Annotated in this window: 18 protein-coding genes and 1 pseudogene; 15 read left to right on the forward strand and 4 right to left on the reverse strand. The window is 71.0% G+C overall.

Annotation, left to right across the window (positions count from 1 at the left end):
• The first annotated feature begins 84 nt into the window (after positions 1-84).
• Together HEP85_RS28260 and HEP85_RS28265 are read left to right on the forward strand one after the other, a co-directional pair.
• A complete protein-coding gene (locus tag HEP85_RS28260; RefSeq protein ID WP_365770193.1) occupies positions 85-3,792 on the forward strand; it encodes an AAA family ATPase in 3,708 nt (1,235 codons plus the stop codon).
• Between the two features lie 294 nt (positions 3,793-4,086).
• The gene (locus HEP85_RS28265; protein ID WP_168530421.1) at positions 4,087-5,505 is read left to right on the forward strand and encodes a sugar porter family MFS transporter; all 1,419 of its coding nucleotides are present in this window, start codon (positions 4,087-4,089) and stop codon (positions 5,503-5,505) included.
• A 70-nt stretch (positions 5,506-5,575) separates the two neighbouring features.
• Here the strand turns inward: HEP85_RS28265 and HEP85_RS28270 are convergent, their stop codons facing one another.
• Positions 5,576-6,568: an LLM class flavin-dependent oxidoreductase gene (locus HEP85_RS28270; protein ID WP_168530422.1), complete on the reverse strand. Its 993-nt coding sequence runs from the start codon at positions 6,566-6,568 to the stop codon at positions 5,576-5,578.
• Between the two features lie 47 nt (positions 6,569-6,615).
• Positions 6,616-8,058, reverse strand: a complete 1,443-nt coding sequence (locus HEP85_RS28275) for a cytosine permease (RefSeq protein WP_168530423.1) — start codon at positions 8,056-8,058, stop codon at positions 6,616-6,618.
• A 131-nt stretch (positions 8,059-8,189) separates the two neighbouring features.
• Between HEP85_RS28275 and ftsY the strand changes: the two genes are divergently transcribed.
• Positions 8,190-9,401 carry a signal recognition particle-docking protein FtsY gene (gene ftsY, locus HEP85_RS28280; protein WP_168530424.1) on the forward strand — a complete coding sequence of 404 codons (1,212 nt, stop codon included), beginning with the start codon at positions 8,190-8,192 and terminating at the stop codon, positions 9,399-9,401.
• A 136-nt stretch (positions 9,402-9,537) separates the two neighbouring features.
• On the opposite strand, the gene HEP85_RS28285 is transcribed toward ftsY, so the two are convergent.
• A complete protein-coding gene (locus HEP85_RS28285) occupies positions 9,538-10,200 on the reverse strand; it encodes a bifunctional DNA primase/polymerase (protein WP_356012456.1) in 663 nt (220 codons plus the stop codon).
• A 483-nt stretch (positions 10,201-10,683) separates the two neighbouring features.
• On the opposite strand from HEP85_RS28285, the gene HEP85_RS28290 reads away from it, so the two are divergent.
• The 6 genes and pseudogenes from HEP85_RS28290 to ftsH all read left to right on the forward strand — a co-directional run bounded on the left by HEP85_RS28290 (position 10,684) and on the right by ftsH (position 20,515).
• The gene (locus HEP85_RS28290; protein ID WP_369657870.1) at positions 10,684-12,156 is read left to right on the forward strand and encodes a hypothetical protein; all 1,473 of its coding nucleotides are present in this window, start codon (positions 10,684-10,686) and stop codon (positions 12,154-12,156) included.
• A gap of 337 nt (positions 12,157-12,493) precedes the next feature.
• Entirely contained in the window at positions 12,494-13,831 is a 1,338-nt protein-coding gene (locus tag HEP85_RS28295; RefSeq protein WP_168530426.1) for an ammonium transporter, read from the forward strand.
• Positions 13,828-14,166: a P-II family nitrogen regulator gene (locus HEP85_RS28300; RefSeq protein WP_054235369.1), complete on the forward strand. Its 339-nt coding sequence runs from the start codon at positions 13,828-13,830 to the stop codon at positions 14,164-14,166. Before HEP85_RS28295 ends, HEP85_RS28300 begins: the two co-directional genes overlap by 4 nt.
• Positions 14,167-14,225: 59 nt before the next feature.
• Positions 14,226-16,754, forward strand: a pseudogene (locus HEP85_RS28305) ([protein-PII] uridylyltransferase); the annotation flags it as partial.
• 117 nt (positions 16,755-16,871) lie between these two features.
• Positions 16,872-18,425: a signal recognition particle protein gene (ffh, locus tag HEP85_RS28310; RefSeq protein ID WP_168530427.1), complete on the forward strand. Its 1,554-nt coding sequence runs from the start codon at positions 16,872-16,874 to the stop codon at positions 18,423-18,425.
• A 152-nt stretch (positions 18,426-18,577) separates the two neighbouring features.
• Complete coding sequence (ftsH, locus tag HEP85_RS28315; protein WP_168530428.1) at positions 18,578-20,515, forward strand: ATP-dependent zinc metalloprotease FtsH; 1,938 nt, start codon at positions 18,578-18,580, stop codon at positions 20,513-20,515.
• A gap of 278 nt (positions 20,516-20,793) precedes the next feature.
• On the opposite strand, the gene HEP85_RS28320 is transcribed toward ftsH, so the two are convergent.
• Positions 20,794-21,651: an SAM-dependent methyltransferase gene (locus HEP85_RS28320; RefSeq protein ID WP_369657871.1), complete on the reverse strand. Its 858-nt coding sequence runs from the start codon at positions 21,649-21,651 to the stop codon at positions 20,794-20,796.
• 199 nt (positions 21,652-21,850) lie between these two features.
• Between HEP85_RS28320 and proS the strand changes: the two genes are divergently transcribed.
• The 6 genes from proS (at position 21,851) to trmD (ending at position 26,560) form a co-directional block, all read left to right on the forward strand.
• Positions 21,851-23,266: a proline--tRNA ligase gene (gene proS, locus HEP85_RS28325; RefSeq protein WP_168530430.1), complete on the forward strand. Its 1,416-nt coding sequence runs from the start codon at positions 21,851-21,853 to the stop codon at positions 23,264-23,266.
• A gap of 251 nt (positions 23,267-23,517) precedes the next feature.
• Positions 23,518-24,114: a hypothetical protein gene (locus HEP85_RS28330; protein ID WP_168530431.1), complete on the forward strand. Its 597-nt coding sequence runs from the start codon at positions 23,518-23,520 to the stop codon at positions 24,112-24,114.
• A gap of 283 nt (positions 24,115-24,397) precedes the next feature.
• A complete protein-coding gene (gene rpsP, locus HEP85_RS28335; RefSeq protein WP_168530432.1) occupies positions 24,398-24,826 on the forward strand; it encodes a 30S ribosomal protein S16 in 429 nt (142 codons plus the stop codon).
• 2 nt (positions 24,827-24,828) lie between these two features.
• Complete coding sequence (locus HEP85_RS28340) at positions 24,829-25,068, forward strand: RNA-binding protein (protein ID WP_005479813.1); 240 nt, start codon at positions 24,829-24,831, stop codon at positions 25,066-25,068.
• A 107-nt stretch (positions 25,069-25,175) separates the two neighbouring features.
• On the forward strand, positions 25,176-25,739 hold the full coding sequence (gene rimM / locus HEP85_RS28345; RefSeq protein ID WP_168530433.1) for a ribosome maturation factor RimM: 564 nt from the start codon (positions 25,176-25,178) through the stop codon (positions 25,737-25,739).
• Complete coding sequence (gene trmD, locus HEP85_RS28350; protein WP_168530434.1) at positions 25,739-26,560, forward strand: tRNA (guanosine(37)-N1)-methyltransferase TrmD; 822 nt, start codon at positions 25,739-25,741, stop codon at positions 26,558-26,560. The genes rimM and trmD overlap by 1 nt, the downstream gene beginning before the upstream one ends.
• Positions 26,561-26,570 lie beyond the last annotated feature (10 nt).

Consider the following 26,570-nt stretch of genomic DNA (forward strand, 5'->3'; position numbering starts at 1 on the left):
GTACGTCTGGTGTGCCCTGCACGTTCATGGGTGAAACCGCGGGTTCATGGAGTGAGACCGGCCCGAAAGGTAGAGTCCGGCGGCGTGCACCTCAAGGCCCTGACCCTGCGCGGGTTCAAATCGTTCGCCTCGGCGACCACGCTGCGCTTCGAGCCGGGCATCACCTGCGTCGTGGGCCCCAACGGCTCGGGCAAGTCCAACGTCGTGGACGCCCTGAGCTGGGTGATGGGCGAGCAGGGGGCCAAGTCGCTGCGCGGCGGGAAGATGGAGGACGTCATCTTCGCCGGCACCACCGGCCGCCCGCCGCTGGGCCGTGCCGAGGTGTCCCTGACCATCGACAACTCCGACGGGGCGCTGCCCATCGAGTACGCCGAGGTCACCATCACGCGGATCATGTTCCGCAACGGCGGCAGCGAATACCAGATCAACGGCGACACCTGCCGGCTCCTCGACATCCAGGAACTCCTGTCCGACTCCGGCATCGGCCGCGAGATGCACGTGATCGTCGGCCAGGGGCAGCTCGACTCCGTCCTGCACGCCGATCCCATGGGCCGCCGCGCGTTCATCGAGGAGGCGGCCGGGGTCCTCAAGCACCGCAAGCGCAAGGAGAAGGCGCTGCGGAAACTGGACGCGATGCGGGCGAACCTCGCCCGGGTCCAGGACCTGACCGACGAACTCCGGCGCCAGCTCAAGCCCCTCGGCCGGCAGGCCGCCGTCGCGCGCCGCGCCGCCGTCATCCAGGCCGACCTCCGCGACGCCCGGCTCCGCCTGCTCGCCGACGACCTCGTACGTCTCAGGCAGGCGCTCCAGACGGAGATCGCGGACGAGGCGGCACTCAAGGAACGCAAGGACGCGGCCGAGGCCGATCTGAAGAAGGCACTCCAGCGCGAAGCGCTCCTGGAGGAGGAGGTGCGCCGCCTCACGCCCCGCCTCCAGCGTGCCCAGCAGACCTGGTACGAGCTGTCGCAGCTCGCCGAGCGGGTACGCGGCACGATCTCGCTGGCCGACGCGCGCGTGAAGAGCGCCACCTCGGCGCCCCCGGAGGAGCGGCGCGGGCGCGATCCCGAGGACATGGAGCGCGAGGCCGCGCGCATCCGCGAGCAGGAGGCCGAGCTCGAAGCGGCCCTGGAGGCCGCCGAGCACGCCCTGGAGGACACGGTCGCGCACCGGGCCGAGCTGGAGCGCGAGCTCGCCGTCGAGGAACGCCGTCTCAAGGACGTCGCCCGTGCCATCGCCGACCGCCGTGAGGGCCTGGCCCGCCTCAACGGCCAGGTCAACGCGGCGCGTTCACGGGCCGCCTCCGCCCAGTCCGAGATCGACCGGCTCGCCGCCGCCCGCGACGAGGCCCAGGAGCGGGCGGTCACGGCGCAGGAGGAGTACGAGCAGTTGAAGGCCGAGGTCGACGGCCTCGACGCCGGCGACACCGAACTGACGGAGCGGCACGAGGAGGCCAGACGGGCACTCGCCGACGCCGAGTCCGCCCTCACCGAGGCCCGCGAGGCGGCCACCGCGGCCGAACGCAGACGCGCCGCGACCCAGGCCCGCCACGAGGCACTGGCGCTCGGCCTGCGGCGCAAGGACGGTACGGGCGCGCTGCTGGGCGCGAAGGACCGGCTCGCGGGGCTTCTCGGACCCGCCGCCGAACTGCTGTCCGTCACCCCCGGGTACGAGGTCGCCCTCGCCGCCGCCTTCGGTACGGCGGCGGACGCCATCGCGGTGACCACCCCCGCTTCGGCGGCCGAGGCCATCCGTCTGCTGCGCAAACAGGACGCCGGGCGGGCGGCGCTGCTGCTGGCGGGAGCTCCGGAGGAGCCGGCGGCACCACGGAACGGGGACGGCGTCACGGCGGGCGGGACCGGGCGCCGGGACGCGCACACCGGTGAACCGGGCGGTGGGGACCGGGCCTGGAGCCATTCCGACATCCGGCAGCCCGCCCGGGACCACGGCGACGGCGGCGAGACCGCCGGGACCTTGCCGGCGCACCCCACCGGTCCTCCCTACGCCGCGGACCTCGTGCGGGGACCCGCGGAGCTCATGCCGGCCGTACGGCGACTGCTGCGCGGGATCGTCGTGGTCGGCACGCTGGAGGACGCCGAGGACCTGGTCTACGCGCGGCCGGGGCTGAGCGCGGTCACCGCCGAGGGCGACCTGCTCGGGGCGCACTTCGCGCACGGCGGCTCCGCAGGGGCGCCCAGCCTGCTGGAGGTGCAGGCGTCCGTCGACGAGGCCGCGGCCGAGCTCGAAGAGCTCGCCGTGCGCTGTGAGGACCTCGGCGAGGCGCAGCACCGGGCCGTCGAGCGGCGCAAGGAGCGGGCCGCGCTCGTCGAGGAACTGGGGGAGCGACGGCGGGCCGCCGAGCGGGAGAAGTCCTCCGTGGCCCAGCAGTTGGGGCGGCTGGCCGGGCAGGCGCGGGGCGCGGCCGGGGAGGCCGAGCGGAGCACCGCCGCCGCCGCGCGGGCGCAGGAGGCGCTGGACCGGGCGGTGGAGGAGGCGGAGGTGCTGGCCGAGCGGCTGGCCGTCGCCGAGGAGATGCCCGTGGAGGAGGAGCCCGACACCGCCGTACGCGATCGGCTCGCCGCCGACGGGGCCAACGCGCGCCAGACCGAGATGGAGGCCCGGCTCCAGGTGCGTACGCACGAGGAGCGGGTGAAGGGGCTGGCCGGGCGGGCCGACGGGCTCGACCGGGCCGCGCGCGCGGAGCGTGAGGCACGCGCGCGTGCGGAGCAGCGGCGGGCCCGGCTGCGGCACGAGGCGGCGGTCGCCGAGGCCGTCGCCTCCGGCGCCCGGCAACTGCTCGCGCACGTCGAGGTGTCGCTGGGCCGGGCCGAGGAGGAGCGGGGCGCGGCGGAGAACGCCAGGACGCACCAGGAGCAGGCGCTCGGAGCGGTCCGGGGCGAGGGGCGCGACCTCAAGGCGGAGCTGGACAAACTCACGGATTCGGTTCACCGCGGCGAGGTGCTCGGCGCCGAGAAGCGGATGCGGATGGAGCAGCTGGAGATGAAGGCGCTGGAGGAGCTCGGCGTCGAACCGGGGGGGCTGGTCGCGGAGTACGGTCCGGATCAGCTCGTACCGCCCTCGCTGCCCGCCGAGGGAGAGGAGCTGCCGGAGGACCCTGAGCACCCGCGCAACCAGCCCCGGCAGTTCCACCGCGCGGAGCAGGAGCGACGGCTCAAGTCGGCCGAGCGGGCCTACCAGCAGCTGGGGAAGGTCAACCCGCTCGCCCTGGAGGAGTTCGCCGCGCTGGAGGAGCGTCACAAGTTCCTCAGCGAGCAGCTGGAGGACCTGAAGAAGACGCGTACCGATCTCCTCCAGGTGGTGAAGGAGGTCGACGAACGGGTCGAACAGGTCTTCACGGAGGCATACCGGGACACCGCACGGGAGTTCGAAGGTGTCTTCAGCCGGCTGTTCCCGGGGGGTGACGGGCGGCTGATCCTGACCGATCCCGACAACATGCTCACCACGGGTGTGGATGTCGAGGCACGGCCCCCGGGCAAGAAGGTGAAGCGGCTGTCCCTGCTCTCCGGTGGGGAGAGGTCCCTCACGGCCGTCGCGCTCCTGGTGTCGATCTTCAAGGCCCGGCCCAGCCCGTTCTACGTGATGGACGAGGTCGAGGCGGCGCTCGACGACACCAATCTGCAGCGGCTGATCCGGATCATGCAGGAGCTCCAGGAGGCCTCGCAGCTGATCGTGATCACGCATCAGAAGCGCACGATGGAGGTCGCCGACGCGCTGTACGGCGTCTCCATGCAGGGCGACGGTGTGTCGAAGGTCATCAGCCAGCGGCTCCGTTAGCCGGCGGGCTCCACCGGGCCGGTGAAGCCGCAGCGGGCGGAGTGCCTCCGGTTTCTCGGGGTATCCGAACCACGTCAGCCTCAAGCATTCAAGACTTGAACACGATGGCCTCACCGGAGTGGGGAAAAGTCACAGCAGTCTGATTATTAACTTCGATACTTGAAGGCATAGTCTCTGCAGCGTTGCTTTTACCTTCAGGTGGTGTGTGGCGTGAAGCTGTGTGCCACGGGAACCACCGCTGAAGGGCTTGCCCCCACACCCCGGCAGCGAGGCCGGTGGCCCGAGGAGTTACACGTGACCAGCACTGCGCAGGCACCCACATCAGGAGCCGGGACGGCTCACCCCGAACATCTCGGGCACGTCATCTTCATCGCGGCGGCGGCCGCGATGGGCGGCTTCCTGTTCGGTTACGACAGCGCCGTGATCAACGGTGCCGTCGAAGCGATCCGCGGCCGCTACGACGTCGGTTCCGCGGCCCTGGCGCAGGTCATCGCCATCGCACTGATCGGCTGCGCCGTCGGCGCGGCGACCGCGGGCCGGATAGCCGACCGCATCGGCCGGATCCGCTGTATGCAGATCTCCGCCGTCCTCTTCACGGTCAGCGCCGTCGGTTCCGCGCTTCCGTTCGCGCTGTGGGACCTCGCCCTGTGGCGCATCATCGGAGGATTCGCCATCGGCATGGCCTCCGTCATCGGCCCCGCCTACATCGCCGAGGTCTCCCCGGCCGCCTACCGCGGCCGGCTCGGGTCCTTCCAGCAGGCCGCGATCGTCATCGGCATCGCCATCTCGCAGCTGGTCAACTGGGGCATCCTGAACGCCGCGGGCGGCGACCAGCGCGGCAAGCTCATGGGGCTCGAGGCCTGGCAGGTCATGCTCGGCGTCATGGTCGTCCCGGCCGTCCTGTACGGCCTGCTGTCCTTCGCGATCCCCGAGTCGCCGCGCTTCCTGATCTCCGTGGGCAGGCACGACCGCGCCCATGAGGTGCTCAAGGAGGTCGAGGGCGACAAGATCGACCTCAACGCCCGGGTCGCCGAGATCGAGCACGCCATGAAGAGCGAGCACAAGTCGAGTTTCAAGGACCTGCTCGGCGGCGGCTTCTTCTTCAAGCCGATCGTCTGGGTCGGCATCGGTCTCTCGGTCTTCCAGCAGTTCGTCGGCATCAACGTCGCGTTCTACTACTCCTCGACGCTGTGGCAGTCGGTCGGCGTCGACCCCTCGCAGTCGTTCTTCTACTCGTTCACCACGTCGATCATCAACATCATCGGCACCGTGATCGCGATGATCTTCGTCGACCGGGTCGGCCGTAAGCCGCTCGCGCTCATCGGCTCCGTGGGCATGGTCATCGGTCTCGGCCTCGAAGCGTGGGCGTTCTCCTACGACCTGGTGGGCGGCAAGCTGCCGGCCACCCAGGGCTGGGTCGCCCTGATCGCCGCGCACGTCTTCGTCCTCTTCTTCGCCCTCTCCTGGGGTGTCGTGGTCTGGGTCTTCCTCGGTGAGATGTTCCCGAACCGGATCCGTGCCGCCGCCCTCGGCGTGGCCGCCTCCGCGCAGTGGATCGCCAACTGGGCCATCACCGCGAGCTTCCCGTCGCTGGCCGACTGGAACCTCTCCGTGACCTACGTGATCTACACGGTCTTCGCCGCGCTCTCCATCCCCTTCGTGCTCAAGTACGTAAAGGAGACCAAGGGCAAGGCCCTGGAGGAAATGGGCTAGGCCCGCACCCCCCGACTCGGGGAGAAGGGCCAAGTCCCCGCTGCCCCTCTCCTCGTACTCGTGAGAGACGTCATGCCCCGGCTCGGCCTTCCAGGTCCCTGAGCCGGGGCATCACGTCTTCGCAGAACAGGCGCAGGCTGCGCCAGCCCTCCTCGACGGGCATGCCACCGGACAGCGGATGGAGCACATGGTGGTCGAGGCCCTGGGCCACACACGCCTCGGGCGTCAGGACGCGGTACACGCCCTCGGCGCGCAGCTCCTCGACCGTGGTGGCCGCCGACTTCACCGCCGAGCGGATGTCACCGGACTGCCAGGAGGCGTACGTGCGTGCCTCGTGCAGGAAGTGCCGCCCGTACGCGGCCCACGTCCGGTCCGGGTCCTCGGCGATGTGCAGCAGCGGGGTCTCGGCGGCGGGCATCATGGTCCAGCCCTCGGTACCGTACTCGGTCAGCCGCTCCTTGTAGTACGCCTCCAGGTCGGGAAGATGCGCGCTGGGGAAGAACGGCAGCCCTAGCCGGGCGGCGCGACGGGCGGCGGCCCGGGAGGATCCGCCCACCAGCAGCAGTGGATGCGGATCCGAGAACGGGCGCGGGGTGACCCGTACCGTCCGGCCCCGGTAGGTGAACTCCTCGCCGGTCCACGCCTTCAGCACCGTCTCCAGCACCTCGTCCTGGAGCCGGCCGCGCCGCTTCCAGTCGACGTCGAACAGGGCGTACTCCTCCGGCCGGTAACCGATGCCCGCCACCGTCACCAGACGCCCGCCGCTGAGCAGATCGAGCACGGCGACGTCCTCGGCGAGCCGCAGGGGGTCGTGCAGCGGGCCGATGATCGCCGAGACGGTGACCGCCAGGTGCCGGGTCGCGCCGAAGACCGCGCCCGCGAAGGTGAACGGCGAGGGCAGCCAGTTGTTGGCGACGCCGTGATGTTCCTCGGTCTGCACGGTGGTGACGCCGTGGTCGTCGGCGTAGGCGGACATCTCGACCGCGGCCCGGTAGCGGGCGCTCAGTGACGCGGGGGTCGCGTCCGGGTCGACGAGGTTGAAGCGCACGACCGTCACGGGCATGGGGAGCCCCCCTTCGTGTGTGGAGGGGGACGGTAACTGACGGAGCGTCAGACAGCCATAGTCGCGGGCTCCTCGGCGGGTTCCGCCCCGGGGGCCACCGGGGGTTTCGGCAGGACGGCGTAGAGGAGGAAGGAGGTCACCATCGTCGCCGCCCAGCCGAGGCCGTACGCGCCGACCGGATTACCCGTCGCCAGCGGGCCCGTGAACCAGTCGGACGTGGTGAACAGCAGTCCGCAGCCGAGGCCGATCGCCCACGCCGTGACCGCGGCCGGGCTGAAGCCGCCCCGGTACCAGTAGGCGCTGGTGCGCGTGGTGTCGAGCAGGGCCCCGGCGTCGTACGCCGGGCGGCGCAGCATGTCCGCGCCGAAGACACCGGCCCAGGCCGAGAACGTGACCGCGAGCAGGGTCAGGAACGCGAGGAACGAGCCGATGAAGGAGGGCGCGACCAGCATCAGGACGCCACCGAGGAGCAGCGAGACGACGGCGTTGACCGCGACCGCCCAGGGGCGCGGCAGCCTCACGCCGAGGCTCTGCGCGGTGAAGCCCGCCGAGTACATCGACATGGCGTTGATCAGCACCATGCCGACCAGCGCGATGAGCAGGTAGGGCACCGCCATCCACAGCGGCAGGACGGCGCCGAGGAACGAGACCGGGTCGGTGGCCGAGGCCAGGTCCGGCGTGGCGACCGCCATGACCGCGCCCATCAGGGTCAGCGGGACCACGACGACGACGGCGCCGCCGAGCGAGCAGCACACGATCGCCGCGGACGAGGCCCCGCGCGGCAGATAGCGCGTGAAGTCCGGAGCCGAGGGCGCCCAGCTGATCCCGCCCGCCGCGATCAGCCCGATGCCCGTGATCATCAGGTGAGTCGGCCCCGCCGGCCCCCGCAGGACCTCGGCCCAGTCCGTCCTGGCGGCCAGGCGGCCGAGGACGAGCAGGGAGAAGGCGGCGAAGAGGCAGGCCGCCCACCTGTTGCACCGGTGCACGGCGTTGATGCCGAAGCCGGAGATCGCGAACGTCGCGGCCACGAAGAGCAGCAGGGTCACGAGGATCAGGAACGTGTTGCTCCTGATGCCGAAGACGATGTCCAGGACGGTCAGCAGGGCGTAGGCGCCGGTCACCGCGTTGATCGTCTCCCAGCCCCAGCGCGATACCCAGATCAGCGAGCCGGGCAGGAGGTTCCCGCGCTGGCCGAAGACGGCACGGGACAGGGCCATGCCGGGCGCGCCGCCCCGCTTGCCCGCGATGCCGATCAGCCCGACCAGGCCGTACGACACGGTCGGCGCCACGGTGGCGACCACCAGGCTCTGCCAGAGAGCGAGTCCGTACGACACGGCCAGCGTGGCGCCCATGGTCAGCAGCAGGACGGTGATGTTGGCCGCCACCCAGGTGGGGAAGAGGTCGCGGGTTCTCGCATGCCGCCCGGAGTTCGGCACGGGCTCGATGCCACGCGTTTCGAGGGCGCCATCGGAGGGCTCGGCGGTGCTCATGGGCAATGATCATAGATTATGTCGGTTTGTCGCCTTTCCTGTGTTCCCGCGCTCCCCCATGAGGTCACGGATTCCCTCCCCGGCAAGGGAATCTCCCTCCCCGGGGAGCGATGACTGATACTGGGGGCGTTATGGAAACCGTCATCCTTGCTGTAGTCATCGCCGTGGTCGTGATCGGCGCACTCGGCGGGCTCGTCATCGGCAGTCGCCGCAAGAAGCCGCTGCCCCCGGCGCCCCCCACCACGCCCGACATCACCGCCCCTCCGGCCGAGCCGCACGTCGGCGACGAGGCCGAGACCCCGCGCGACGAAGCGCGCCGGACGATAGAGGAGGTGGACCTTCCGGACGGCTCGTCGCCGTCCGGCGTCGCCGTCGAGGAACCCGCGCCCGTCATCGAGGCGCCCGCGATCGAGATCCCGGAGCCCACCGCCGGACGCCTGGTGCGGCTGCGCGGCAGGCTCTCCCGCTCGCAGAACGCGCTCGGCAAGGGGCTGCTCACGCTCCTCTCGCGCGAGCACCTCGACGAGGACACCTGGGAGGAGATCGAGGACACGCTCCTGACCGCGGACGTCGGCGTGCAGCCCACCCAGGACCTGGTCGAGCGGCTGCGTGAGCGCGTGAAGGTGCTCGGCACCCGCACGCCCGTCGAACTGCGCTCGCTGCTGCGCGAGGAACTCCTGCAGATCCTCGTCCCCGAGTTCGACCGGACGGTCAGGACCGACTCGAACCTCGACACCCCGGGCATCGTGATGGTCGTCGGTGTCAACGGCACCGGGAAGACCACCACCACCGGCAAGCTCGCCCGCGTGCTCGTCGCCGACGGCAAGAACGTGGTGCTCGGCGCCGCCGACACCTTCCGTGCCGCCGCCGCCGACCAGTTGCAGACCTGGGGCGAGCGCGTAGGCGCCCGCACCGTGCGCGGCCCCGAGGGCGGCGACCCCGCCTCGATCGCCTTCGACGCGGTCAAGGAGGGCATCGAGGAGGGCGCGGACGTCGTCCTCATCGACACCGCCGGGCGCCTGCACACCAAGACCGGCCTCATGGACGAGCTCGGCAAGGTCAAGCGTGTCGTCGAGAAGCACGCGCCGCTCGACGAGGTGCTGCTCGTCCTCGACGCCACGACGGGCCAGAACGGTCTCATCCAGGCGCGGGTCTTCGCCGAGGTCGTCGACATCACCGGCATCGTGCTGACCAAGTTGGACGGCACCGCCAAGGGCGGCATCGTGATCGCGGTCCAGCGCGAGCTGGGCGTGCCGGTCAAGCTGGTGGGTCTGGGCGAGGGCGCGGACGACCTGGCCCCGTTCGAGCCCGAGGCGTTCGTGGACGCGCTCATTGGCGAGTGATCCCGGCTTAGGCGCACACGAAAGCGCCCGTTCCCTCGGTGCGAGGGGAACGGGCGCTTCGTCGTACCGGCGAACGGGCGGGTGTTCGTACCGGGGGAACGGGGCGCTTCGTCGTACCGGCGGGCGCCGGCCGTGGTTACGCGCGCGACCTGTGCGCCACGTACGCCAGCGTCCCCAGCAGCAGCCGTGCCTGCGGCGGCCTGGTCGCCGAGTCCAGCGCGGGGGAGCGCAGCCAGCGGACCGGGCCGAGGCCGGCGCGGTCGGAGGGCGGCGCCGTGACGAACGTACCGGGGCCCAGGCCGTGCAGGTCGAGGGACGCGTCGTCCCAGCCCATCCGGTAGAGCAGCTCGGGAAGTTCGGCCGCCGCGCCGGGGGCGACGAAGAAGTGGGCGCGGCCGTCCGGGGTGGCGGTCACGGGGCCCGTGGGCAGCCCCATCCGCTCCAGCCGGACCAGCGCGCGCCGTCCGGCGGGCTCGGCGACCTCGATCACGTCGAAGGCACGGCCGACCGGCAGCATCATCGCGGCACCCGGGAACTCGGACCAGGCCTCGGACACCTCGTCGAGCGTCGCGCCCGCCGGGATCACCGGTGCGAAGTCCAGCGGATGCGCCCCCGGCACGGAGCAGCCGGCCCTTCCGCACGAACACGCCCCCGCGGCGGCCCGGGCGCCGGGAACCACGTCCCACCCCCACAGTCCGGTGAACTCGGCCACCGCGGTGCACTCCGACGAGCGGCCGCGGCGGCGGGAGCCGGGCCGGATCTCGCGAATCCCCCGGCTGCTGCCGATCGTGAAGCCCATGCCCCCTCCAACGGGTCCGACGCACCCATGGTTACGACTCGGATGCGATCCGTCACTCACTGTGCCCGCGCCTGCGCCCATGTCTGCGCTCGTGTCTGTCCTCATGCCCCTGGATGCCGCGCGGCCCCGGCGGCGCGTGGGAGCGCTTCGAGGGTTGCGTTCTGCTCTGCGCGCCCCTGCGTGCACCGTTGCGCCCACTTCTGGCTGTCCTATGTCAAGTGAATCGCGTACTGGCGATCCGGAGTTCATTCGAAGGGGTGGCGAAAGGTGGCGTTTCACGGATCGCCATGGCTGGACGGGTGATCGTAGGATTACTTTGAGTGCACGAGTCCTGGAGACGAATGCACTCGTGGGTATGCCGGAGGCAACTCGGCTTCCCGTTCGAAGGGTGAGAACCACCGGACGTGCGGCCGTATTTACCGGCATTCTGATAGGGCTTGGCGCACGCAGCGTACAAGTGGTCTCAGGGATGGGGGCGTTCCAGTGGGCGGCAACGGCGGAAGCGGTGTGAACGCTGACAAGCGCCCGAATGAGCTGTTGGGCTCGTGGTTCGTGCGCAGTGGCTGGTCGAAGGGCGAGCTGGCACGTCAAGTGAACCGCAGGGCCCGTCAACTGGGGGCCAGTCACATCTCCACGGACACCTCACGGGTGCGCCGCTGGCTGGACGGCGAGAACCCGCGTGAGCCGATTCCGCGGATCCTGTCCGAGCTGTTCTCCGAGCGGTTCGGCTGTGTCGTCGCCGTCGAGGACCTCGGCCTGCGCGCCGCCCACCAGTCACCTTCCGTGTCGGGTGTGGACCTGCCCTGGACCGGCCCGCAGACCGTCGCCCTGATCAGCGAGTACTCGCGCAGCGACCTGATGCTCGCGCGGCGCGGCTTCCTCGGCAGCTCGCTGGCCCTCTCCGCCGGGCCGTCCCTCATCGAACCGATGCAGCGCTGGCTGGTGCCCACCCCCACCCCGCCCCCGGAGGAGCCCGAGCACCCGGCCGCCGCCCGCCGCGGCCGGCTCTCCGCGCCGGAGCTGGACCTCCTGGAGTCCACCACCATGATGTTCCGCCAGTGGGACGCCCAGTGCGGCGGCGGCCTGCGGCGCAAGGCGGTCGTGGGTCAGCTGCACGAGGTGACCGACCTGCTCCAGGAGCCCCAGCCCGCGGCGACCAGCAGGCGGCTGTTCAAGGTCGCCGCCGAGCTGGCCGAGCTGGCGGGCTGGATGAGCTACGACGTGGGTCTCCAGCCCACCGCGCAGAAGTACTTCGTGCTGGCCCTGCACGCCGCCAAGGAGGCCGGCGACAAACCGCTGGGCTCGTACATCCTCTCCAGCATGAGCCGCCAGATGATCCACCTCGGCCGGCCCGACGACGCGCTGGAGCTGATCCACCTCGCGCAGTACGGGAGCCGGGACTGCGCGAGCCCGCGCACCCAGTCCATGCTGTATGCGATGGAGGCCCGCGCCTACGCCAACATGGGACAGCCGGGAAAGTGCAAGCGTGCCGTCCGGATGGCCGAGGACAGCTTCGAGGACGTCCACGACTGGGACGACCCCGATCCCGACTGGATCCGCTTCTTCTCGCAGGCCGAGCTGCACGGCGAGAACTCGCACTCCTACCGCGACCTCGCCTACGTCGCGGGCCGCAGCCCCACCTACGCCTCGCTCTCCGAGCCCCTGATGCAGAAGGCCGTCGACCTCTTCGCCAAGGACACCGAACACCAGCGTTCGTACGCACTCAACCTCATCGGCATGGCCACCGTGCACCTGCTGCGGCGCGAGCCGGAGCAGAGTGCGGTATTGGCCAAGGACGCGATGGCGGTCGCCAGGAAAGTGCGCTCGGAGCGCGTGAACACTCGTATCCGAAAGACGGTCGACACGGCCGTGCGTGACTTCGGTGAGCTCGCGGAGGTCGTGGACCTCGCCGAGCAGCTCGCCGTGGACCTTCCGGAGACCGCCGAAGCGGTCTGAGCCCAGGCCGCGCAAGCGGTCCGACCCCAGTACCCCGGCCACGGCCGGCCGTCCCGAACTGCCCGACTCGGCTCCCCCATGCCAGGTCATCGGACGACCGACCGTGGCCGGTTTCTTCGTATCCGGGGAAGGTTGCGCAACAATAACGATCGCTCCGCCCGGTATCGGGCAGTTCATGCACGCGTAACACACGAGACGCCTTCGTCACTGCGGCGAAACATCGAGGGGCGTCGACGGAAACCGCGCTGCGTCAATCTCATGGCGCATAACCGGCCCACCCCTCATGACCGCTCAGGCTTCGCCCGCACGGGGCCGTACCAACGACGAGGAGACGCCGATGGCACCAGCCATCACGCTAGCCGCAGAAGCTCCCAAGCTCTCGGCCGCCAACACCGGGTTCATGCTCATCTGTTCCGCCCTGGTGCTGATCATGACCCCCGGCCTGGCCTTCTTCTACGGAGGCATGGTCCGGGTCAAGAGCACCCTGAACATGCTGATGATGAGCTTCATCAGCATGGGGATCATCACGATCCTGTGGGTCCTGTACGGCTTCTCCCTCGCCTTCGGCACGGACAAGGGCTCCTTCATCGGCTGGACCTCGGACTGGGTCGGCCTCAGCAACGTCGGCCTGACGGAACTGTGGCCCGGATACACCATCCCGATCTTCGTCTTCATGGTCTTCCAGCTGATGTTCGCCATCATCACGCCCGCGCTGATAAGCGGTGCGCTGGCGGACCGGGTGAAGTTCACGGCGTGGTCGCTGTTCATCACGCTGTGGGCCACGGTCGTCTACTTCCCGGTCGCCCACTGGGTCTGGGGCACCGGCGGCTGGGCGTTCGACCTCGGCGTCATCGACTTCGCCGGTGGTACGGCCGTCCACATCAACGCGGGTGCCGCGGCGCTCGGCGTGATCCTGGTCATCGGCAAGCGTGTCGGCTTCAAGAAGGACCCGATGCGTCCGCACAGCCTCCCGCTGGTGATGCTCGGCTCCGGTCTGCTGTGGTTCGGCTGGTTCGGATTCAACGCCGGTTCCTGGCTCGGCAACGACGACGGCGTGGGCGCGCTGATGTTCGTCAACACGCAGGTCGCCACCGCCGCCGCCATGCTGGCCTGGCTCATCTACGAGAAGATCCGCCACGGCGCGTTCACCACGCTGGGCGCCGCCTCCGGCGCGGTCGCCGGTCTGGTCGCCATCACCCCGTCCGGCGGCGCGGTCTCCCCGCTCGGCGCGATCGCCGTCGGCGCCATCGCCGGTGTGGTCTGCGCCATGGCCGTCGGCCTCAAGTACAGGTTCGGCTACGACGACTCCCTCGACGTGGTCGGCGTGCACCTCGTCGGCGGTGTCATCGGCTCCCTGCTGATCGGCTTCTTCGCCAGCGGCAAGGGCCAGTCCACCGTCGAGGGCCTCTTCTACGGCGGCGGCCTCACCCAGTTCTGGAAGCAGTGCGCCGGCGTCTTCGCCGTCCTCGGCTACTCCCTCGTCGTCTCCGCGATCCTCGCCTTCCTCATCGACAGGACGATGGGCATGCGGGTGAGCGAGGACGAGGAGATCGCGGGCATCGACCAGGCCGAGCACGCCGAGACCGCATACGACTTCAGCGGAGCGGGCGGCGGCATCGTCGGCGGCTCGGTCTCCGCCCTCGCGGGTACGCAGAGCAAGAAGGTGGACGCATGAAGCTCATCACCGCCGTCGTGAAGCCCCACCGCCTCGACGAGATCAAGGAGGCCCTGCAGGCCTTCGGGGTGCACGGCCTCACGGTCACCGAGGCCAGCGGCTACGGCCGCCAGCGGGGACACACCGAGGTCTACCGTGGTGCCGAGTACACCGTCGACCTGGTCCCCAAGATCCGCATAGAGGTGCTGGCCGAGGACGACGACGCCGAACAGCTGATCGACGTCGTCGTGAAGGCGGCCCGCACGGGCAAGATCGGTGACGGCAAGGTGTGGTCCATCCCGGTCGAGACGGCCGTCCGGGTCCGGACCGGCGAGCGCGGCCCGGACGCGCTCTAAGCGGAAGAACAGAACAGGAGCGCTGGGTGACGAGCACGGGCATGCGTACGGAAGCAGAGGACTCGGGACCCAGCGGCTACGCGGCGGCCCGGCTGCGCCTCCTCCAGGAGGGGGCGCGGTCCGGGCCGCCGCGCCGTGCCGCCCTCGCCGAACTGACGGACGAGTGGCTGACCGGCCTCTTCGGCGCGGGCACCCAGGACGGCAAGGACAGCAAGCGCAGCAGGGACCGCACGGACGGCACGGAGGGCCGGGACGGCACGGACGACGCCGCGCGGCTCGCCCAGAAGGGCGCCGGCGGCCGACGGGAGGGCCTGCGCGGGGTCTCGCTCGTCGCCGTCGGCGGCTACGGCCGCGGTGAACTCTCCCCGCGCAGCGACCTCGATCTGCTCCTCCTGCACGACGGCAGCGACTCCGGTGCGGTCGCCGCCCTCGCCGACCGCATCTGGTACCCCGTCTGGGACCTCGGTCTCGCGCTCGACCACTCGGTCCGCACCCCCGGCGAGGCCCGCAAGACGGCCGGCGACGACCTCAAGGTGCAACTGGGGCTGCTCGACGCACGCCACATCGCGGGCGACCTCGGCCTCACCGCCTCACTGCGTACGGCCGTCCTCGCCGACTGGCGCAACCAGGCCCCCAAGCGTCTCCTCGAACTCCAGGAGCTCTGCGTCGAACGGGCCGAACGCCAGGGCGAACTGCAGTACCTGCTGGAACCGGACCTCAAGGAGGCCCGCGGCGGTCTCCGCGACGCCACCGCCCTGCGCGCCGTCGCCGCCTCCTGGCTGGCCGACGCGCCCCGCGAGGGCCTCGCCGACGCCCGACGGCACCTGCTCGACGTACGCGACGCGCTGCATCTGGCCACCGGACGCGCCACCGACCGACTCGCGCTCCAGGAGCAGGACCAGGTCGCCGCGGAACTGGGACTGCTGGACGCCGACACGCTGCTGCGCCAGGTCTACGAGGCCGCGCGGGTCGTCTCGTACGCCAGCGACGTCACCTGGCGCGAGGTCGGGCGCGTGCTCAAGTCACGCGCCGTACGGCCGCGGCTGCGCGCCATGCTCGGCGGCGGCGCCAAACCCGCGGCCGAACGCTCACCCCTCGCCGAGGGGGTCGTCGAGATGGACGGCGAGGTGGTGCTCGCCCGCGCCGCGCGCCCCGAGCGCGACCCCGTGCTCCCGCTCCGCGCCGCGGCCGCCGCGGCGCAGTCGGGAATTCCGCTGTCCCTGCACGCCGTCCGGCGCATGGCCGCCGTCGCCCGCCCGCTGCCCACACCCTGGCCCGCCGAGGCCCGGGAACAACTCGTCACCCTGCTCGGCTCCGGGCGCCCGACCGTCGAGGTCTGGGAGGCACTGGAGGCCGAGGGCCTGATCACCCGGCTGCTGCCCGACTGGGAGCGGGTGCGCTGCCGGCCGCAGCGCAACGCCGTGCACATCTGGACCGTCGACCGCCACCTCATCGAGACGGCCGTCCGCGCCTCCGAGCTGGCCCGCCGGGTGGGCCGCCCCGACCTTCTCCTCGTCGCCTCCCTGCTGCACGACATCGGCAAGGGCTGGCCCGGCGACCACTCCGTCGCGGGCGAGATCATCGCCCGCGACGTGGCCACCCGGATCGGCTTCGACCGCGCGGACGTGGCCGTCCTCGCCACCCTCGTACGCCACCATCTGCTGCTCGTCGACACGGCCACCCGGCGCGACCTGGAGGACCCGGCCACCGTCCGCTCGGTCGCCGAAGCCGTCGGCTCCCAGGGCACCCTCGAACTGCTGCACGCGCTCACCGAGGCGGACGCGCTGGCCACCGGGCCGGCCGCCTGGTCCTCCTGGCGCGGCTCCCTCGTCACCGACCTGGTCAAACGGGTCGCGGCCGTGCTCGCCGGGGACGCACCCGAGGAGCCCGAGGCGGCGGCCCCCACGGCCGAGCAGGAACGGCTCGCCATCGAGGCCTTCCGCACCGGCGGCCCGGTCCTGGCCCTGCGCGCGCAGACCGAACCGCCCACCGAGGAGGAGCCCTCCGGAGATCCGGAACCCCTCGGCGTGGAACTGCTGATCGCCGTCCCCGACCAGCCCGGAGTGCTGCCCGCGGTGGCCGGTGTCCTCGCGATGCACCGCCTGACCGTCCGCACGGCCGAGCTGCGCGCGTTCGACCTGCCCGACGGTGTGCGGGGCTCGGTGCTGCTGCTCAACTGGCGGGTCGCCGCCGAGTACGGCTCCATCCCGCAGGCGGCCCGGCTGCGCGCCGACCTCGTCCGCGCCCTGGACGGTTCCCTGGACATCGCCGCCCGGCTCGCCGAGCGCGACGCGGCCTATCCGCGGCGCCGCGGAACCATCGCGCCGCCGCCCCGGGTCACGGTCGCCCCGGCGGCCTCCCGGCACGCCACGGTCATCGAGGTCCGCGCGCACGACGCCCCCGGCCTGCTGCACCGCATCGGCCGCGCCCTGGAGGACGCGAGCGTACGGGTGCGCAGCATGCACGTCTCCACGCTCGGCGCCAACGCCGTGGACGCCTTCTACGTGACCGGACCCGAGGGCACCCCACTGCCGGGGGAGGAGGCTGCTTCCGTGGCCCGTGGGCTGGAGGAGATGCTGCGGGGATGACCGGGACCGAGGCCGCCCCCGGTCTCGTACGAACGCGGTGGAGACCCCACCGCACCCGGCCGGATACCCTGGAGGGCGATTCCCATCGCCCCCGACCCCTGAGGACAGACGAGCGCCGTGTTCGATACTCTCTCCGATCGCCTCTCAGCGACGTTCAAGAACCTGCGGGGCAAGGGCCGGCTGTCCGAAGCTGACATCGACGCCACCGCACGCGAGATCCGTATCGCGCTCCTCGAGGCCGACGTGGCCCTGCCGGTCGTGCGGACCTTCATCAAGAACGTCAAGGAACGTGCTCTCGGCGCCGAGGTCTCCAAGGCGCTGAACCCGGCCCAGCAGGTCCTGAAGATCGTGAACGAGGAACTCGTCACGATCCTCGGCGGCGAGACCCGCCGTCTGCGGTTCGCCAAGAACCCGCCCACCGTGCTCATGCTCGCCGGTCTGCAGGGTGCCGGTAAGACCACGCTCGCCGGAAAGCTCGGCAAGTGGCTCAAGGACCAGGGCCACTCGCCGCTCCTGGTGGCCGCCGACCTCCAGCGCCCGAACGCCGTGAACCAGCTCAGCGTCGTCGCCGAGCGCGCCGGAGTGGCCGTCTACGCGCCCGAGCCGGGCAACGGCGTCGGTGACCCGGTCAAGGTCGCCAAGGACTCCATGGAGTTCGCGAAGACCAAGGTCCACGACATCGTGATCGTGGACACCGCCGGCCGCCTCGGCATCGACCAGGAGCTGATGCAGCAGGCCGCGGACATCCGCGACGCGGTCAGCCCCGACGAGATCCTCTTCGTCGTCGACGCGATGATCGGCCAGGACGCGGTCAACACCGCCGAGGCCTTCCGCGACGGCGTCGGCTTCGACGGCGTGGTGCTCTCCAAGCTCGACGGCGACGCCCGCGGCGGTGCCGCGCTCTCCATCGCCTCGGTCACCGGCAAGCCGATCATGTTCGCGTCGAACGGCGAGAAGCTCGACGACTTCGACGCGTTCCACCCGGACCGGATGGCCTCCCGCATCCTCGACATGGGTGACCTGCTCACCCTGATCGAGCAGGCGGAGAAGACGTTCAGTCAAGAAGAGGCCGAGAAGATGGCCTCCAAGCTGGCGTCCAAGAAGGGCCAGGACTTCACCCTGGACGACTTCCTGTCCCAGATGGAGCAGGTCAGGAAGATGGGCAGCATCAGCAAGCTGCTCGGCATGCTCCCCGGCATGGGCCAGATCAAGGACCAGATCAACAACCTCGACGAGCGCGACGTCGACCGCACGGCCGCCATCATCAAGTCGATGACCCCGGCCGAGCGCCAGGAGCCGACGATCATCAACGGCTCGCGCCGCGCCCGGATCGCCAAGGGCTCCGGCGTCGAGGTCAGCGCGGTCAAGGGCCTGGTCGAGCGCTTCTTCGAGGCCCGCAAGATGATGTCCCGCATGGCCCAGGGCGGCGGCATGCCGGGAATGCCCGGGATCCCGGGCATGGGCGGCGGCCCCGGCCGCGCCAAGAAGAAGGTCAAGCAGGCCAAGGGCAAGCAGCGCTCCGGCAATCCGATGAAGCGCAAGCAGCAGGAGGAAGAGGCCGCGGCGCGCCGCGAGGCCGGTGCCCAGCCGGGCGGCGCCTTCGGACTGCCGGCCGGTCAGCAGGCTCAGGACTTCGAGCTGCCGGACGAGTTCAAGAAGTTCATGGACTGATCGCACCGACGCATGGACGGACGGTTCGTCCCGCGCACCGCCGCCGTCCCGTACGTCACCGGGGGCGCCCCTCGCCGGAGGGGGCGCCCCCGGCGCGTTTCCGGCGGCTTCCTGCGCGTGCTGGCGCGCATTACGTGGCGTAACGTCCTGATATGAGCAACCCTGTGCCGCCACGCAAGGACCCTGACCAGCCGTGGCGTACCGAGGGCACGCCACCCGAGCCGACCCCGCCGCCCTCGGGGCGGAGGAAGATGCCGGGTGGCTGGATAGGCCTGGCGGTCGCCGCTCTGATCGTGTTCGTGATCGCCGTCCTGGCGCTGTCCTTCTTCAACGAGGGCAACGAGCCGACGATCTCGTACACGGAGTTCAGCAAACAGATCGACGGGGGCAACGTCACCAAGATCTACTCCAAGGGCGACGCGATCCAGGGCGAACTCAGGACCGCACGGAACAAGCCGGACGGCGGCGGGAAGTACACCAAGTTCAAGACGCAGCGTCCGTCCTTCGCGGACGACAAGCTCTGGCAGAACCTGGAGAAGCGCGGCGTCACGGTGACCGCCTCGCCGGTGGTCCAGCAGCGCAGCCTGCTGTCCAACCTGCTGCTCTCCCTCGCCCCGATCCTGGTTCTGGTCGCGCTGTGGTTCTTCGTCGCACGGCGGCTGCGGCCGGGGATGGGCGGCCCGGGCGGCATGCTCGGCCGCAAGGCACCCCCCAAACCCGTCGAACTGCAGCCCGGCGCCCAGCGCACGACCTTCGCGGACGTGGCGGGCATCGACGAGGTCGCGGGCGAACTCAACGACGTCGTGGACTTCCTCAAGAACCCGGGCGCCTACCGCAGGATGGGCGCCAAGATGCCGCGCGGTGTACTCCTCGCGGGCCCTCCCGGCACCGGAAAGACCCTGCTCGCGCGAGCGGTGGCCGGGGAGGCGGGGGTGCCGTTCTTCTCGGCCTCGGCGTCGGAGTTCATCGAGATGATCGTCGGCGTGGGCGCCTCGCGCGTCCGTGAGCTCTTCGCCGAGGCCCGCAAGGTCGCCCCCTCCATCATCTTCATCGACGAGATCGACACCATCGGAAGGGCCCGCGCCGGAGGCTCGGCGATGGGCGGCCACGACGAGCGCGAGCAGACCCTGAACCAGATCCTCACCGAGATGGACGGCTTCTCGGGCGCCGAGGGCGTCATCGTCATCGCCGCGACCAACCGCGCCGACATCCTGGACCCGGCACTGACCCGCCCCGGCCGCTTCGACCGGGTCGTCAACGTCTCGCCGCCCGACCGCGGCGGCCGCGAGGCGATCCTGGAGATCCACACCCGCGAGATCCCGCTCTCCCCGGACGTGGACCTGGCCCAGGTGGCCCGGACGACCCCGGGCATGACGGGTGCCGATCTGGCCAACCTCGCCAACGAGGCGGCGCTGCTCGCGGTCAAGCGCAAACAGGAGCAGGTGACGCGGACGGACCTCTCCGAGGCGCTGGAAAAGGTGCAGCTGGGTGCCGAACGCCCGCTGGTCATGCCCTACGAGGAGCGCCGCCGCACGGCGTACCACGAGAGCGGCCACGCCCTGCTCGGCATGCTGCGGCCGGGCGCCGACCCGGTCCGCAAGATCACCATCGTCCCGCGCGGGCGCGCGCTCGGCGTCACGCTCTCGACCCCGGACGCCGACCGCTACGCGTACACCGAGGAGTACCTGCGCGGCCGGATCATCGGCGCCCTGGGCGGCATGGCCGCCGAACACGTCGTCTACGGAGTCGTCACCACCGGCTCCGAGAACGACCTCGAACAGGTCACCAACATCGTCCGGGGCATGGTCGCCCGCTGGGGCATGTCCGAACGCGTCGGCCGGCTCTCCGCCCTCCCGGGCGACGCCCAGCAGGCCTACGGCCTCGCCGCCGCTCCGGCGACCCTCGACTCCATCGACCACGAGATGCGCCGCATCGTCGACGAGTGCTACGAGGAGGCCTGCCAGAACCTCCGTGACCACCGCGACCAGCTGGACGCCCTGGCGGAGGCGCTGCTCGCCAACGAGACGCTGGAGGAGGCGGACGCGTACCGGATCGCGGGCATCACCCGGACGCGGAAGGAGGAGGGCTGAGCCCTCCACCCTCCGGGGGCGCCGGACTCGCAGGCGTGCCCCGCTCGGACGCGACCGCATGCCTGTCCCTTCCGGCGACCGGGTGCGTGTCCCGTCCGGGCCAGGCGCCGGTTCTGGTCCGGCGCCGTGCCTGCGCGTACGGGGGACCGCTTGCCTGCGTGTCCGGGTGACCGGATGCGTGCCTCGTCAGGGCGACCGCACGGCTACCTCGTGCGGGCGGGCCGGACGCTACCTCGTGCCGGCGGGCCGGACGCTACCTCGTGCCGGCGGGCCGGACGCTACCTCGTGCGGGCGATCAGATACCGGAAGACGTTCGGCATCCACACCGTCCCGTCCCGCCGACGGTGGGGGTGGAGCGCTTCCGTGAGTTCCTTGTCGACCTGGACCTCGTCCGTCGCGGCCACCGCCGCGTCCAGCAGCCCGGTCGACAGCAGCCCCCGTACCGCGCTCTCCACGTCCGCGTACCCGAAGGGGCACGCGACCCGCCCCGACCCGTCGAGCCCGAGCCCGGCCCGCTCGGCGACCTCCTCCAGATCGTCCCGCCGGGCGGCCTGCCACCCGCCGCCGCCCCGCAGCGGTTCGGCCAGTCTGCCGACGCCCCGCAGGACGGCGGACGTGGCGCAGCGCTCCGGCGGCCCCCATCCCACGAGCACCACGGCAGCCCCCCGCCCGGCGAGCGGCGCGGCCGCCTCCAGCACGTCGACCAGCCCGTCGGAGTCACCCGCCACGCCTCCGACCGGCTCGAACGCGGTCACCAGGTCGTACGCGGGTCCCCCGGCGCCGGCCAGGTCCGCGGGCGTTCCCCGCACGATCCGGGCGTCGCCACGCGTGTGGGTGCCGTGTCCCTCAGGAAGCAGCCGTTCCCGAGCGAGCCTCACCCGTTCGGGTGAGGAGTCGTCGACCCCGGTCACCGCGGCGCCCCGGGAGGCCGCCGTCAGCAGGGCCAGCCCGGAACCGCAGCCGAGGCCGAGCAGCCGTGTCCCGCCGCCGACTTCGAGTCGCTCGTAGACGGCCTCGTGGAGCGGGACCAGCATCCGCTCCTGGATCTCGGCCCAGTCACGCGCGCGTACCCGCGAGTCCACACGGGAGGCAGGTCCCGTGTGCTGCGGGTGTTGCCGCACGAGCGTAGGTGTCATCGAAAGCGCCCCAATCCGCCGAGAGTTGTCGCTGTGCCCCGTTTCCCCGACCCCCGCGCCATGCGCGCGCACTTCCCCCGTATGTCAGGTAACTCCGCACTCGTCGCGGCGTCCAGGGGTTGCGGCGCGCTGCTTGTGCGCTGTCCGCGCGCGGCGCAAGAATTCACGTCCCGGCAACGTGTGCCCGTACGATCGCGCCATGGCAAAGGCACCTGTTCTCACGCCCCAGGCGGACGACTTCCCGCGCTGGTACCAGGACCTGATCAACAAGGCCGAGCTGGCCGACAACGGGCCGGTGCGCGGCACCATGATCATCCGGCCCTACGGGTACGGGCTGTGGGAACGGATGCAGCAGGAGATGGACGCCCGCATCAAGGCGGCGGGTGCCCAGAACGCGTACTTCCCGCTCTTCATCCCGCAGTCGTACCTGACGAAGGAGGCCGAGCACGTCGAGGGTTTCGCCCCCGAGCTCGCGGTCGTCACGCACGGCGGCGGCAAGGAGCTGGAGGAGCCGGTCGTCGTCCGCCCCACCTCCGAGACGATCATCAACGCCTCCTTCTCCAAGTGGGTGCAGAGCTACCGCGACCTGCCGCTGCTGATCAACCAGTGGGCGAACGTGGTCCGTTGGGAGATGCGACCGCGCGTGTTCCTGCGGACCACCGAGTTCCTGTGGCAGGAGGGCCACACCGCCCACGCCACGTACGAGGACGCCCGGGACTACGCGGCGTACATCCACAAGGAGGTGTACGAGGACTTCATGGTGAACGTCCTCGGCATCGACGTGCTGCTCGGCCGCAAGACCCCGAGGGAGCGGTTCGCCGGCGCCGTCAACACCCTCACGCTCGAAGGCATGATGGGCGACGGCAAGGCCCTCCAGATGGGCACCAGCCACGAACTCGGCCAGAACTTCGCGAAGGCCTTCAACACCCAGTACCTGTCCAAGGACGGCCGCCAGGAACTCGTCTGGCAGACCTCCTGGGGGTCCTCGACCCGCATGGTCGGTGGCCTGATCATGTCGCACGGCGACGACAGCGGGTTGCGGGTGCCGCCACGGCTCGCCCCCGTCCAGGCCGTCGTCCTCGCGATCAAGGACGACGAGGCGGTTCTGGCCAAGGTCCGCGAGATCGGCGACCGGCTCTCGGCGGCGGGCGTACGGGTCCAGGTGGACGACCGCACGGACACCCCCTTCGGCCGGCGCGCGGTCGACTGGGAGCTCAAGGGCGTACCCGTGCGCATCGAGGTCGGCCCCCGTGACCTGGAGAACGGCACCGCGATGCTGGCCCGCCGCATCCCCGGGGGCAAGGAGCCGGTCGCCCTCGACGCCCTGGCGGGACTGCTCCCCACCCTCCTGGAGGAGGACCAGGCGCTCCTCCTGGAGCAGTCGCGCGGGCGCCGTGAGTCCCGTACGTCGGACGTGGCGACGATCGAGCAGGCCGTCGAGGCCGCCACGGCCGGCGGCTGGGCCCGCATTCCGTGGGCCGACCTCGGCGAAGAGGGCGAGGCCAGGCTCGCCGAGCACTCCGTGACCGTACGGTGTCTGGTCGCCGAGGACGGGTCGGTGCCCGGCAGCGACGACGCACCGGGTAACGTCGCGGTCGTGGCGCGCGCCTACTGAGCCGTCCCCGAGGGCGGCCGAAACGCCTCTTGCGCATCTGATGACGACAGGTACCCCGGCGCGCGGACAGCATCTACGCGCCGGGGCGTACGCGTGACTACGTACCAGCTTGGTGCGAGCTGTGAGGCTTCTCCGCAGATCAGCGCACCCGCCCTCGTCAGGACACATCAGCGGCAACTGACGGGTACGTGCAAATTATTTGGGATGCCCCGGAATAGGAACACACAGGGCCCCCGGCTCGTTGTCACGACGTGAGCACGACACCACCTGTTCTTGCCGCAGAACTGGCAGGGGCGTGGGCCGACATTCAGCGGCACCACCCCGAACTGCCGGATCTGGCCGCGCCCGAGTCCCTGATCGGAGAATCGTCGTCCGCCTGCGGGCACGAACTCTCCTTCGAACGCCTGTTGCACGAGGCAGTCCATGGCATCGCCGCCGCCCGCGGAGTCCGTGACACCTCGCGCGCCGGCCGCTACCACAACCGCAGATTCCTGGCGATCGCCGAGGAGCTGGGCCTTGACCACCCCGAGGAACCGCATCCCAGCAGCGGCTTCTCGCTCGTCACGCTCAACCCCGAGGCCAAGCGCCGCTACCGCCCGACCATCGAGCGGCTGCAGCGCGCCCTCAAGGCCCACACCGCCGCGACCGCCGCCGACACGGCCCGCTCGTTCCGGGGCCCCGCCGCCCGGCACGGCTCCTCCGGAGGAGGCGTCCGCGTCAAAGCGGTCTGCGACTGCGGCCGCAACGTACGGGTCGTCCCGTCCGTGCTGGCCCAGGCGCCGATCGTGTGCGGGGGGTGCGGCAAGCCCTTCCGGATTCCGGAGGCGGTCGGGGCGGCTGCGAGCTGAGAGGACGGCTGCTCGTGGCAGCCGTGCTCGGCCGCACCGCCCGCTGAGTGCCGGGTACAGCGCCGGCGCCCGGGAGTCGGCGCCGGGTGCCGGTCAGGCATGGGCGCGCGTACGTCCGGTGAGGTGAACCTCCAGGGTGTGGCACAATGTCTAGCTGTACTCGACAGTCGCATAGGACCCCTCTCTCCTCCGGCTGACGCGTCCATCGGGCACTCGGGTACCGCAACCCCACGCGGCCATCTCGCCGTGCCCAACCACGTCAAGACCAGGAGACACCACTTCCGTGGCAGTCAAGATCAAGCTGAAGCGTCTGGGCAAGATCCGTTCGCCTCACTACCGCATCGTCGTCGCCGACTCCCGTACCCGCCGTGACGGCCGGGCCATCGAGGAGATCGGCCTGTACCACCCGGTGCAGAACCCCTCGCGCATCGAGGTCGACACGGACCGCGCGCAGTACTGGCTGGGTGTCGGCGCGCAGCCGACCGAGCCCGTGCTCGCCATCCTGAAGCTGACCGGTGACTGGCAGAAGTTCAAGGGTCTGCCCGCCCCCGCTCCGCTGCTCGTCGCCGAGCCGAAGGCCTCGCGCCCGCTGTTCGACGCCCTGGGCGGCGACGACGAGGGCAAGGGTGAGGCCATCACCCAGAAGAAGAAGGCTGAGAAGAAGGACGAGGCCCCGGCCACGTCCTCTTCGTCTGAGTCGACCGAGGCCTGAGCATGCTCGAGGAGGCTCTCGAGCACCTCGTGAAGGGCATCGTCGACAACCCCGACGATGTGCAGGTCGCCTCGCGCGACCTGCGCCGCGGGCGCGTACTCGAGGTCCGGGTCCACCCCGACGACCTCGGTAAGGTGATCGGCCGCAACGGCCGCACCGCGCGCGCTCTGCGCACCGTCGTGGGCGCCATCGGCGGCCGCGGTGTCCGCGTCGACCTCGTCGACGTGGACCACGTCCGCTGACGTAACAGGCAGCACCGGCTCGGGCCGGGGAGGGCCATCCGGCCGTCCCCGGCCCGTAGTCGTCTGCGAAGCAACGCCGCAGGCACACCGACAGGAGATCAAGCACAGTGCAGCTGGTAGTCGCTCGCGTCGGCCGCGCCCACGGCATCAAGGGCGAGGTCACCGTCGAGGTACGTACCGACGAGCCGGAGATCAGGCTCGCCCCCGGTGCCGTCCTGGCCACCGACCCCGCCTCCACCGGTCCACTGACCATCGAGACGGGCCGCGTGCACAGCGGACGTCTGCTGCTGCGTTTCGAGGGCGTACGCGACCGCAACGCCGCCGAGGCACTGCGCAACACCCTGCTCATCGCCGACGTCGACCCGGACGAGAAGCCCGAGGCCCCGGACGAGTACTACGACCACCAGCTGATGGACCTCGACGTGGTCACCAAGGAGGGCGACGAGGTCGGACGGATCACCGAGATCTCGCACCTGCCGTCGCAGGACCTGTTCGTTGTCGAACGGCCGGACGGCACCGAGGTCATGATCCCGTTCGTCGAGGAGATCGTCATCGAGATCGACCTGGACGAGCAGCGGGCCGTCATCGACCCGCCGCCGGGCCTGATCGACGACCGCGCCGAGATCGCGTCCACCCGGGACACCGCCCAGGAAGCCGGGGAAGAGGCGTAATGCGGCTGGACGTCGTCACGATCTTCCCGGAGTACCTGGACCCCCTGAACGTCTCGCTCGTCGGCAAGGCACGCGCGCGCGGACAGCTGAACGTGCACGTGCACGACCTTCGGGAGTGGACGTACGACCGCCACAACACGGTCGACGACACCCCGTACGGCGGCGGCCCCGGCATGGTCATGAAGACCGACCCCTGGGGCGACGCCCTGGACTCCGTACTGGCCGACGGATACGAGACGGGCTCGCACGGGCCCGTCCTCGTCGTGCCCACACCCAGCGGACGCCCCTTCACCCAGGAACTCGCCGTCGAGCTGTCCGAGCGCCCCTGGCTGGTCTTCACCCCCGCCCGCTACGAGGGCATCGACCGCCGGGTCATCGACGAGTACGCCACACGCATGCCGGTCCACGAGGTGTCCATCGGCGACTACGTGCTCGCCGGCGGCGAGGCCGCCGTGCTCGTCGTCACGGAGGCCGTGGCGCGCCTGCTGCCGGGCGTCCTGGGCAACGCCGAGTCCCACCGGGACGACTCCTTCGCCCCCGGCGCCATGGCCAACCTCCTGGAGGGGCCCGTCTACACCAAGCCCCCCCAGTGGCGCGGCCGGGAGATCCCCGAGGTACTGCTCAGCGGCCACCACGGCAAGATCGCCCGCTGGCGCCGCGACGAGGCCCTGCGCCGTACCGCGGCCAACCGGCCCGACCTCATCGAGCGCTGCGACGCGTCCCTCTTCGACAAGAAGGACCGCGAAATGCTCTCGATCCTGGGATGGCAGCCGGAACCCGACGGCCGATTTTGGCGCAGGCCCGAGGCCGTGGAAGAATAGGCCGCTGCTC

Origin of the sequence: Streptomyces sp. RPA4-2 (genome assembly GCF_012273515.2) — a bacterium.
In the GTDB taxonomy this organism is placed as follows: Bacteria; Actinomycetota; Actinomycetes; order Streptomycetales; family Streptomycetaceae; genus Streptomyces; species Streptomyces kaempferi.